General features: G+C 69.9%; 9 protein-coding genes and 1 rRNA gene. 6 read left to right on the forward strand and 4 right to left on the reverse strand.

The genetic code is table 11. The annotated features are described in order from the left end of the window. Positions 1-180: 180 nt before the first annotated feature. Positions 181-1,182, reverse strand: a complete 1,002-nt coding sequence (locus ABZ117_RS06990) for a bifunctional lytic transglycosylase/C40 family peptidase (RefSeq protein WP_356818119.1) — start codon at positions 1,180-1,182, stop codon at positions 181-183. Positions 1,183-1,274: 92 nt separating this feature from the next. Continuing rightward, positions 1,275-2,054 (reverse strand): trypsin-like peptidase domain-containing protein, encoded by a 780-nt coding sequence (locus tag ABZ117_RS06995; RefSeq protein ID WP_356818121.1) that lies wholly within the window; start codon positions 2,052-2,054, stop codon positions 1,275-1,277. A gap of 543 nt (positions 2,055-2,597) precedes the next feature. Between ABZ117_RS06995 and ABZ117_RS07000 the strand changes: the two genes are divergently transcribed. From ABZ117_RS07000 to ABZ117_RS07025, 6 genes are all read left to right on the forward strand, one after another. Beyond that, positions 2,598-2,906 (forward strand): hypothetical protein, encoded by a 309-nt coding sequence (locus ABZ117_RS07000; protein ID WP_016436843.1) that lies wholly within the window; start codon positions 2,598-2,600, stop codon positions 2,904-2,906. A 171-nt stretch (positions 2,907-3,077) separates the two neighbouring features. After that, on the forward strand, positions 3,078-3,905 hold the full coding sequence (locus ABZ117_RS07005) for a hypothetical protein (protein WP_356818123.1): 828 nt from the start codon (positions 3,078-3,080) through the stop codon (positions 3,903-3,905). After that, complete coding sequence (locus tag ABZ117_RS07010; protein ID WP_356818124.1) at positions 3,895-5,226, forward strand: hypothetical protein; 1,332 nt, start codon at positions 3,895-3,897, stop codon at positions 5,224-5,226. The genes ABZ117_RS07005 and ABZ117_RS07010 overlap by 11 nt, the downstream gene beginning before the upstream one ends. Then, positions 5,223-6,779, forward strand: coding sequence for an SCO6880 family protein (locus tag ABZ117_RS07015; RefSeq protein WP_356818126.1), 1,557 nt, complete (start codon positions 5,223-5,225; stop codon positions 6,777-6,779). Before ABZ117_RS07010 ends, ABZ117_RS07015 begins: the two co-directional genes overlap by 4 nt. 14 nt (positions 6,780-6,793) lie before the next feature. Further along, a complete protein-coding gene (locus ABZ117_RS07020; RefSeq protein WP_356818128.1) occupies positions 6,794-8,206 on the forward strand; it encodes an ATP-binding protein in 1,413 nt (470 codons plus the stop codon). 15 nt (positions 8,207-8,221) lie between these two features. Continuing rightward, the gene (locus tag ABZ117_RS07025; protein WP_356818130.1) at positions 8,222-9,808 is read left to right on the forward strand and encodes a type VI secretion protein; all 1,587 of its coding nucleotides are present in this window, start codon (positions 8,222-8,224) and stop codon (positions 9,806-9,808) included. Between the two features lie 15 nt (positions 9,809-9,823). On the opposite strand, the gene ABZ117_RS07030 is transcribed toward ABZ117_RS07025, so the two are convergent. Both ABZ117_RS07030 and rrf read right to left on the reverse strand, forming a co-directional pair. Then, the gene (locus tag ABZ117_RS07030; protein WP_356818132.1) at positions 9,824-10,423 is read right to left on the reverse strand and encodes a GNAT family N-acetyltransferase; all 600 of its coding nucleotides are present in this window, start codon (positions 10,421-10,423) and stop codon (positions 9,824-9,826) included. A 159-nt stretch (positions 10,424-10,582) separates the two neighbouring features. Then, a 5S ribosomal RNA gene (gene rrf / locus ABZ117_RS07035) occupies positions 10,583-10,677 on the reverse strand; the annotation flags it as partial.

The raw sequence follows: 10,677 nt of genomic DNA on the forward strand, positions 1-10,677 counted from the left end.
TCCTGCCCCCTGTGGTACGTAGATCCGCTTCCGCTGCACTGCCGCACTGACGTCCGCTCGGCTACGTCAACAGGAACGCACAGCCACCATTCATACGTTCCACTCTCCACCGAATGATCACGCAGACGTTATCGAAGAGAGACTCATCGCCGCAGCTCAGGGGGTGGGTTCACACACGGTTCACACCCTCGTGGGGAGTGCTTTTGCGCCATCTTCGGTGACCCTGGTCGCCCCGAAGTAGTCCGGGGTGTCGACGGGGTCGAACCGGATCACGGCACCCGTGCGGGGCGCGTCGATCATGTACCCGCCGCCGACGTAGATACCCACGTGCCGGATGGCCCGGGAGTCGGTCAGATTGTCCGAGAAGAACACGAGGTCACCGGGGAGCAGCTGGTCCCGCGAGGGGTGCGGGCCGGCGTTGTACTGGTCGTTGGCGACCCGGGGCAGGGTGATGCCGACCTTCTCGTACGCGGCCTTCGTCAGACCCGAGCAGTCGAAGCGTCCGCCCTGGTCGGCGGTGCCGTTGCCGCCCCACAGATAGGGCGTGCCGAGCCTGCTCTGCGCGAAGGCGATGGCGCCCGCCGCCGCCCGGGTCGGGTCCAGCCGGCTGACCGGCGCGGCGAAGCTCTCCTCCAGGCTGCGGATGCGCTGGACGTAGTTCCGCGTCTCGCTGATGGCCGGGACCCCGCGCGCCCTTATGACGCGGTATGCGCCCGCGTTGTAGGCGGCGAGCATGTTGTCGGAGACGTTGCCGGGGACGTCCTTGACGTACTTGGCGAGTTCGCAGTCGTACGACGCGGCCGACGGAATCGCGTCATTCGGGTCCCAGATGTCCCGCCTGCCGTCGCCGTTGCCGTCGATCCCGTGGGTCGCCCACGTGCTCGGGATGAACTGGGCGATGCCGCGGGCGTCGGCCGGGCTGACCACCGTCGGGTTCCACCCGCTCTCCTGGTACAGCTGGGCGGCGAGCAGCGCCGGACTGAGCGCCGGGCACAGGTTGCCCCACTGCTGCACGAGCGACTTGTAGGCGGCCGGCACGGCGCCCTTGGCCAGCCCCCGGGCACCCGAGGTCGCCCCGTTGACCAGGTTCCCGGCCACGATGTACACCCCGACGACGAGCAGCATGACGAAGCCCATGCCGAGCGCGACGGCCGCCCCACCGAACACCCATACCTTCCGCACGGTTCAACTTTCCCCCATGCGGACCCCGTTCAAGGCCATTTGGACGCGAAGTGGCGCCATTTCACAGTTGAACCGCCCGGACTGACGCCTTCTCAGGACGCGGAGGCCGCGTCCCGGTACAGCTCGGCCGCCTCGCCGCCCAGCACCACGCTGTAGGAGACGTCGGCCGTGTCCCCGCCCTGCTCATGGCCGCCGATGACACCGACGACCTGGCCGTCACCGTTGACCCAGGGGCTGCCGCTGGTGCCGCCGGTGAAGTCCGGGCACGTGATGCGCTGCTGCGTAGTGCTGTGCGATGCCGGCCTGTCGGTGCAGCTGATGGGCGCCTCGCGGGAGTCCGGATAGCCGGTGACGGTCACGGCGGTGGCACCGGTGGCCACCCCGGCCGCGAACCGGTTGGCCCCGACGACGTCCTCGAGCCGCTCACCGTCACGCTCGGCGACGGCGGCGAAGGCCACGTCACTGTCCTCGTCCTGGCCGCCGGTCCACCCATCGGGCAGGAACCGCCGCGTCACCTTCCACACCCCGAACGGCGTCCGGCCGTCCCGGTAGCCCGGCGCGAACACCAGGTCGCCGTCGTCGCCGTCCACGCAGTGCGCGGCGGTGACGACGAGGTCACCGCGCGGGCTGTGCACCACCGAGGCGGTGCAGAAGTGACCGCCGGACGGCCTGCCCGCCCGGTCCGCGCCGAACAGCGCCCCGACCCGCGCGCTCTGGCGGGTCGGGACCGCGTCGGCCGTGACCTCCAGCGGCCCCCGCCCGTCGTCGGCGGCGGCCACCGACGCCGAGGTCAGCGCCAGCAGCACCACCGCGCCGAGCAGCGCGGGCCGGGAGGTGACCGACATGCGTGAGATGCGTGAGATGCGCTTCATCAAGCCCCACTCTGTCCCACGAAGCTGAGAAACCTGCTCCGACATCACTGAGATTCTCCTGTGAACACCAGGTGCCCCGCCACCGCAGACACCAAAACCCAAGGGCCACCAGGCCCCAGCACCCACCCGCCGGCCACCTCATCGAACATACGGCCGAGCCCGACAACCACCCCCGACAACCACCCCCGGCCGCCACCCCACGAGGACCGCGCCGGCCGGGTCCGCCGAGCCACCGACCCCACCACCCGTGAGAACATCGGCACGGAACCTCCCCCCGACCGGCCGTCAGAAACCGCGCCACGAACCGCAACCGGCCGTGAAGGGAGTCAACGACCGAACCACGCACCAGGTTCCGCTCCGACCTCATTGCCCGGGGTGACCTGCCGTGATACACAGAGTGACCGTGCGGACCGTTCGCACGAAACCCGCCAGCCAATGACGCCAAGTCGACATACGTAGGCGACGTTGTCGGCGACAATGAGGCCTGACCTCTGCACACCGCAGAGGCACACGCGGAACTACCCACCAGGGGCGGTGACTTACATGCTCTTTGCGGCCGACAAGGGAGACATCAACACCATCATCGGCGGTATCGCTCCGGACTGGGGCCCCTTCGGCAGCCTGGGCAACGAGGCCAAGGTGATGATCGAGGTGGTCATGGCCGTGGCCATCCTCCTCTGCCTCGGCCTCGCGGTATGGGGCGCGGCGAAGCAGCGCATCGGCGCCACGGCCCTGCGGGACACCTTCAGCGCGGAACAGGGCAAAGGCCTGATCATCGCCGGCCTCACCGGAGTCTTCATCATCGGCTCCCTCGGCACCCTGTTCACCATCGTGTACGGCATGGCGGTGTAGCCCCTCCCCTCCCGGGCACGCCCGGCCACGGCTGTCCCCTCCACCCCACCCACCCGTCGTGCCCACCGGCTGAGGTTGCGTCTCCCTGATGTCGAGTCACCACACCGCGCCCGCGCGGGAACCAGCACGGCTACCGTCGTATGTCTACGAGGTGGAGGGGGCGTACGCGGCATGAATCCCGGAGACGAACAGGGCTACACCGACTACGGCGACACGGGCCACACCCGCACCCGCCTACCGGAGAACGACCCCTACGGCGGCGCCCCCCGCCGCCCCCACCGCTCCTCCTCCAAGAGCCTGGTCACGGTGGTCGGCGTGGTGGTCCTCCTGATCGCGGCCATCGCCTTCGCGAACAGGGGCGACGACACGACCAAGGACACCGCCACCACCAAGGGCTCCCGCCCCCAGACCTCCTCGACAGCCCCCTCAGGCACCCACCCCGTCGGCACCAAGACCACAGGCATCCCCTCAAACTTCCCCCGCACGGAACAGGGGGCGCAGAGTGCGGCGGCGAACTACTCGGTCGTGCTCGTCTCTGCCGACATCCTCAAGCCGATGCGACGAAGCGCGATTGTCAGTCAGGTGTTTGCAGCGGACCAGCAAGCCGCCTTGATCAGCAAGTTCAACAAGGCTTACAGCAAGGAATTCCTGACCAACCTGGGCCTTGACGCCAACGGCAATGCGCCTGCCGGACACACGTATGTCTCACGTACGGCACCGATCGGCACTAAGACGATTAGCTATTCCGGCACCGCTGCCACTGTCGAGGTGTGGTGCACCGGTGTGTTCGGTACCGCCGGCGCCGATTCGACCAGCCCTGTCACCAGCGACTGGTTCACCATGACTCTTGAGCTGAGTTGGTCGGGTGATGACTGGAAGGTCAGCAGCTTCTCCCAGAAGGACGGCCCGGCGCCGGTCCCTGGTGACGACAAAGCGTCCAACGCTGATCAGATGGCCAAAGCAGTCGAGGAGTACGGAGGCTTCACTTATGCCCGGTAGCCCGCGCCGCGTACTCAAAGTCGCCACCGCCGTCAGTGTCGTCCAGGGTGCTCTCTTCCTGGTGGCCGGACGAGCTGTAGCCGCCCCTACTCCCACCCCGTCCTACTCATCCTCCGACAAGTGCGACCTCATCGTCGGACCCGCCAAGCAGTACTGCGAAAAGGGCGGCGGCAGCTCTAAAGGCTCCTCCGGTATCACCAACAACCCCCTAACCGACACCCTCGACCCCCTTTCCTCTCTCGCGAAGGGCTGTGCCGACGCCGCCGCGTGGACCATCGGCAAGCTCAGCAAGGCCGTGAAGGAAACCGCAAACGTAGACTTCACCAACGCGAAGTTCCTTCAGCAGTACGCCGTCGTCTTCGCCGCCTCCACGATCCTCACCCTCCTCCTGTGGCTCCTGGCCGTGGCCAAGCGGGCCGTCCGCGGTGTGCCGCTCACCACCGCCATCTCGGAGGCCATCGGGTTCCTGTGGCTGACGGTGCTCGCCTCCGCCTTCACGCCCCTGATCCTGTACACGGTCGTGTCGGCGACGGACGGCGTGACGGACGTCCTCGCCAAGGCCACCGGCGACCAGACCGACACGTTCTTCGGCACCTTCTCCGGCGCCCTGAACAAGGGCACCGACATCGGCGGCGGCCCCATCATGCTGATCGTGGTCTCCCTGGTCAGCATCCTCGCCGCCGGCATCCTCTGGCTGGAGCTGGTCATCCGCGCCGCCCTGCTCTACGTCGGCGCCCTCCTCGGCACCGTCGTCTACGCCGGACTGGTCGACAAGAACCTGTGGGGCCACGTACGCCGCTGGGCCGGCATCATGATCGCCGTCATCCTCGTGAAACCGGTCATCGTAATCGTGCTCGGCCTCGCCGGAGCCCTCTCCGGCGCCGACGGCCCCGACGCCTTCTCCGCCGTCGTCTCCGGCCTCGCCATCATCCTGCTCGCCATCTTCGCCAGCGCGATGATCTACCGTTTCGTCCCCGGCTTCGGCGACGAGATCGCCGGCTCCCGCAGCAACCGCATCATGCAGGGCGCCGAGGGCAAGGCCGCCGCCGTCATCAGCTCGCCCGCCACCCTCGTCGCCCAGGGCATCAAGACCCACAGCACCCGCGCCGACAACAACGGCGGCGGAGGCCAGTCCGGCGGCGCCCCCCGCCCGGCCAACCCCCTCGCCGGCGGTGTCGCCGCCCACAGCAGCCGTACCCCGACCGGGAGCTCCGGCGGAGCCGTCCCCTCCGCCGCCCCCGCGCCCCGCGCGGCCAGCCCGGTCAACACCCCGCACGCCGGCAACACCCGCAACAACCGCTCGGGAGGTGAAGGGCGTTGACGACCGAGTCCCATCTGTCCCATCCGATCACGCCCCGCCGTACGTATCTGATCGGCCGCGCCCGGCCCAACGCGATCGTCGGCCGGAACCGCGAGTCCGGCGAGATCGCGCTGATCGTCATCGGCGCGTTCCTCGGCATGATGTGCGGCCTCCTCGTCCCGGTGCTGCCCCTGCGCATCGTGCTGCTGACCGGCTTCCCGCTGCTCGCGCTCGCCGCGGTCTACGTGCCGTACAAGCGCCGCACCTTCTACAAGTGGTTCGAGATCAACCGCAGCTACAAACGGACCGTCAAGCGGAACGCCCACTACCGCTCGACCGTCATGGAGGCCGGCACCGGCCTCGACGGACGCGAGGTCGAGATCGGGCCTCCCCCCGGCATCGGGCGCATCAACTGGCTCGCCGCCCCCTTCGGGCCCGACGAGATCGCCGTACTGCTGCACGCCGACCGCAAGACGGTCACGGCCGCCATCGAGATCGAGGGCCCGGGCGTCGGCCTGCGCGACTCCGAGGACCAGGAGGCCCTCGTCGACCGCTTCGGCACGCTGCTCAAGCACGTCGCCAACGGGGACGGCTTCGTCACCCGGATCCAGATGCTCGCCCGGACCCTGCCCGCCGACCCGGACGCGCACGCCAAGGACGTCACCCTGCGCGGCGACGACCGCTCCCCGGACTGGCTCCAGCGCTCCTACGACCAGTTGCAGTCCATGGTGTCCACCAGCAGCGAGCAGCACCGCGCCTACCTCGTCGCCTGCATGCACTACACCCGCGACCTGGCCGCCGAGGCGAACGCCATGGCCCGCGCCGTCCGCGCCCGCGGCACCAAGGTCGACCGGGACGCCGGGCTCGCCGTCGTCATGGCCCGCGAGCTGACCGACATCTGCTCGCGGCTCCAGGAGGCCGACATCCGCGTCCGGCAGCCCCTGGGCCAGGGCCGGCTGGCCTCCCTCATCCACTCCATGTACGACCCCGACCACCCCATCGACCACATCCAGGCGATGACCAAGCGCAACGCCTGGCCGGCCGAGCTGGACGCCATGGAGCCCACCTTCCTCCAGGCCAAGACCCGCGAGTCCCGCACCCGCGCCCCCTGGTGCCACGCCACCGCCTGGGTGAAGGAGTGGCCGATGACCCCCGTCGGCGTCAACTTCCTCGCCCCGCTGCTCGTCCACACCCCGGACGTCATCCGGACGGTCGCCGTGACGATGGACCTCGAACCCACCGAGGTGGCCATCGAGCGCATGCTGACCGAGAAGACCAACGACGACGCCGAGGCGTCCCGCGCCGCCAAGATGAACCGCACCGTGGACCCCCGGGACATCGCCGCCCACAACCGCCTCGACCAGCGCGGCGAGGATCTCGCCAGCGGCGCCGCGGGCGTCAACCTCGTCGGCTACATCACCGTCTCCTCCCGTTCCCCCGAGGCCCTCGCCCGCGACAAGCGCACGATAAGGGCCTCCGCCGGCAAGTCGTACCTCAAGCTGGAATGGTGCGACCGAGAGCACCACCGCGCCTTCGTGAACACACTTCCGTTCGCCACCGGCATCCGAAGGTAGGGGCTGATTCGCCGATGCGGGATCCGCTGTCCGTCCTCACCGAAGCCTTCACCTCCTTCCTCTTCGGGAAGGTGGAGACGACCCGGCTGCCGGTGCGCACCTCCACGGGCCAGGCCCAGGCCGTCTACCTGCCCACGGCCGCGCCCGGCCTCGGCGACTCCGGCGTCATCATCGGCCGCGAGGTCTACTCCGGGAAGGGATACATCTACGACCCCTTCCAGCTGTACGGCCAGCAGCTCCCGGCCCCCCACTGGCTCGTCCTCGGCGAGTCCGGCAACGGCAAGTCGGCGCTGGAGAAGACGTACGTCCTGCGCCAGCTGCGGTTCAAGGACCGCCAGGTCGTCGTCCTGGACGCCCAGGGCGAGGACGGGGTCGGCGAGTGGAACCTGATCGCCGAGGAGCTGGGAATAACCCCCATCCGGCTCGACCCGACGGCCGCCCTGAACCACGGGATCCGGCTCAACCCCCTGGACCCGGCGATCACCACCACCGGGCAGCTCGCGCTGCTCCGGACGATCATCGAGGTGGCGATGGGCCACGGCCTGGACGAACGCGCCGGCTTCGCCCTCAAGGTCGCCCACTCCTACGTCAACGAGACCATTCTCGACCGTCAGCCGGTCCTCACCGACATCGTCGAGCAGCTACGGCACCCGGAGCCGGAGTCGGCCGAGGCGATGAACGTCGCCATAGACGACGTACGCGCCTGGGGCCTCGACGTCGCCCTGGTCCTGGACCGGCTGGTCGACGGTGACCTGCGCGGCATGTTCGACGGCCCGACCACGGTGGGCATCGACCTCGACGCCCCGCTGATCGTCTTCGACCTCTCCCACATCGACCGCAACTCCATCGCCATGCCCATCCTCATGGCGATCGTCGGCGTCTGGCTGGAGCACACCTGGATCCGCCCCGACCGGAAGAAGCGCATCTTCCTGGTCGAGGAGGCCTGGCACATCATCAACAGCCCCTTCGTGGCCCAGCTGTTCCAGCGGCTGCTGAAGTTCGGCCGGCGGCTCGGCCTGTCCTTCGTGGCCGTCGTCCACCACCTGTCCGACGTGGTCGACGGTGCCGCCGCGAAGGAGGCGGCGGCCATCCTGAAGATGGCGTCGACCCGCACGATCTACGCCCAGAAGGCCGACGAGGCACGCGCCACGGGCCGGGTGCTGGGCCTGCCCAGATGGGCGGTCGAGATCATCCCGACGCTCACCCCCGGCATCGCGGTCTGGGACGTCAACGGCAACGTCCAGGTGGTCAAACACCTGATCACGGAGACCGAACGCCCACTGGTCTTCACCGACCGGGCGATGACCCAGTCCTCCAGCGACCTGGCGGCCGACGAGGCCCTGCGCGCGGCCGAGCTGGAGGCCGAGCAGCGCGCGGCGGCCTTCGTGGAGCAGCATCTGGGCGATCCCGAGTCGACGGTGGCGTAGGGAGGGAGGGGCGCGGTGAGACCGGACGACCGCCGTGACGGCCGCGGGGAGGGCCGGGGCGGCGGCATCCCCGACGGGCTGCTGGTCGGCATGCTCGCGTTCCTCCTCGGCATGACCCTGCTGGTGTGGACGGCCACGGGGCTGGCGGCCCGGTTCGCGCAGGGCGCCTGGCCCCACGGCGTCACCTTCACCCGGACCCCCCTGGCCATGCGGCACCTCATCGCCCGCCCCCACGACATCACCGGCGCCTGGCCGGACACCCCACCGGCCCAGCTGTCCGGCTGGGGCCTTTTCTGGGGCCTGTTCATCGGCCAGCTGATGATCCTCTTCGTCCTCACCGTGTTCGTGATCGGCACGGTGACGCGATGGCGCGCGCGCCGGGCGACGATCCGACGCGGTGGGCTGACGGACGACGGGGCCGGGGTCAGCGGACCTGATGCCACAGGGCCCTCGGCCAAGGGGCCTGTCGCCCCCGAGCCCATGACCGCGAGTCCGGCGTTCGAGGTCCGGGCCCCAGCCCCGACACCGGCACCCACGCCGCCACCCCCACCCACGGCCGTACCCGCCCCCGCACCCACGCGCGAGATCCCGGCGCCTCGCAGCGAACCCGAGCCGCAGGGGGCCGGCCCCCTGTCGGCCGGCGCCGCGCGGACGGGCGGCTGGGAAGCCTCCCGCATCGACGGCCCGGTGCTCTACGGCACCCCCGCGACCCGGCAGCCGGCCGCGGTCCAGGCCATCCGGGACGCCGCCGGCCCCACCCTCGTCGTCACGTCGAACCCGGCACTCTGGGCGGAGACGAAGGACGCGAAGGCCAAGCTGGGCCCCACTCTCCTCTACGACCCCGCGCACCTCTGCGACACCCCGGCCCGCCTCCACTGGTCGCCCACGGCGGGCTGCGCGGACAGACAGACGGCGCTGCACCGGGCGACAGCCCTCCTCGCCCCCGTGCGGCCCACCGCCAGGATCGACCAGGCCGTGGCCGACACGGCGACCACCCTCCTGCGCAGCTACCTCCACGCCGCCGCCCTGGAGAACCGCACCATCCGCCACGTCCACCGCTGGGCCCAGGGCACCCAGGTCCAGGACGCCGTACGGACGCTGCGCACCCACTCCAAGGCCGCTCCCGGCGCCGCGGGCGAACTCGAGGCGGCCCTCACCGCACACCCCGAACGCCGGGACATCGCCCAGGAACTGACCAGCAGGGCCCTGTCCGCCCTCTTCACGGTCAACATCCGCGAGGCCTGCACCCCGAACCGAACCGACGCCCTCGCCCTGGATTCCTTCGTCCACGAGGGGGGCACACTTTACGTGGTCGGTGAATCCATCGAGGATCCCAGGAGCGATCCGGGCGCGATGCCGCTCCTGACGGCCCTCGTCTCCAGCGTGGTCGAGCACGGCCGGCGCATGGCCGAACGGTCATCCTCCGGTCGGCTCGACCCACCACTCACCCTGGTCCTGGACGACATCGCCGCCGTGGCCCCGTTCCCCGAGCTGCCGGCCCTGCTCGCCACCGGAACCGACCAGGGCCTGCCGACGCTGGCCCTGCTCCGCTCCCGCGAACAGGCCCGCTCCCGCTGGCCGCACCAGGAACTGCCGGTCTGAGAACGCGGACGCGGCCTAAGCTGGCGGGTTCTCCGCCTGCCGGTCCAGGACGAACTCCAGCTCGTTCTCGGACTCGTCGTGGGAGAACGCGACGACGAGTCCGCTCGGCACGAACCCCACCTTGCGGTAGGCGCCCTGGGCCCGCACGTTGTCCTCGTGCACGATCAGCCGCATCCGTTCGGCCCGCTGCTGCCAGGCCCAGTCGACGGCGGCGGTGAACAGCGCCTCGATCAGCCCGTTCCCACGGTGTTCCGGCCGCACGTACACGCCCACGGCGTGTCCCTGACGCCGCTCGACCGGGCAACCGGCCCAGTCCTTCGTCCCGGCCTCCTCGATGAGCACGGCGACGGTGCCGGCCCACGTCCCGTCCGGCGCCTCGGCGATGAACTGCTGCGACGTCGTCGATCCCACACCGGACCGGGCGGCCCGGTCCTGCCAGAAGTCGTCGGGCCTGCGGGATGCCTCCTCGTAGGTGTCCAGGAAGGCGATGCGCGCGGCCGGATCCCGCAACGCGTCGAGCCGCAGCTGCCGCACAGCGGCCCACTCGTCGGGACGTATGGCACGGATGGTGTAGTCGTCCCTGGTCAGGCCAGGTGCACCGGTAAGGCTGGTCATGTGGTCACCGTAGACGACCCGCTGTCGGTGGCACCCCGTATTTCGACAGCACGACCACACTCGACGACCGGCCCCACACCGCCAGGCTCGTCATCGACCGTGATCGGGATAAACGCAGAAAACCCCCGCATCGAAGATGCGGGGGTTTTCCCAAAGATTGTTCGGCGGTGTCCTACTCTCCCACAGGGTCCCCCCTGCAGTACCATCGGCGCTGTGAGGCTTAGCTTCCGGGTTCGGTATGTAACCGGGCGTTT

Origin of the sequence: Streptomyces sp. NPDC006309, from assembly GCF_040613095.1 — a bacterium.
Lineage (GTDB): Bacteria > Actinomycetota > Actinomycetes > Streptomycetales > Streptomycetaceae > Streptomyces.

What these genes read in the sequence shown, in the direction of transcription:
- ABZ117_RS06995 (WP_356818121.1), bottom strand. Translation starts at nt 2,054, where the DNA reads ATGAAGCGCATCTCACGCATCTCACGCATGTCGGTCACCTCCCGGCCC.
- ABZ117_RS07000 (WP_016436843.1), top strand. Translation starts at nt 2,598, where the DNA reads ATGCTCTTTGCGGCCGACAAGGGAGACATCAACACCATCATCGGCGGT.
- ABZ117_RS07030 (WP_356818132.1), bottom strand. Translation starts at nt 10,423, where the DNA reads ATGACCAGCCTTACCGGTGCACCTGGCCTGACCAGGGACGACTACACC.
- ABZ117_RS07020 (WP_356818128.1), top strand. Translation starts at nt 6,794, where the DNA reads ATGCGGGATCCGCTGTCCGTCCTCACCGAAGCCTTCACCTCCTTCCTC.
- ABZ117_RS07010 (WP_356818124.1), top strand. Translation starts at nt 3,895, where the DNA reads ATGCCCGGTAGCCCGCGCCGCGTACTCAAAGTCGCCACCGCCGTCAGT.
- ABZ117_RS07005 (WP_356818123.1), top strand. Translation starts at nt 3,078, where the DNA reads ATGAATCCCGGAGACGAACAGGGCTACACCGACTACGGCGACACGGGC.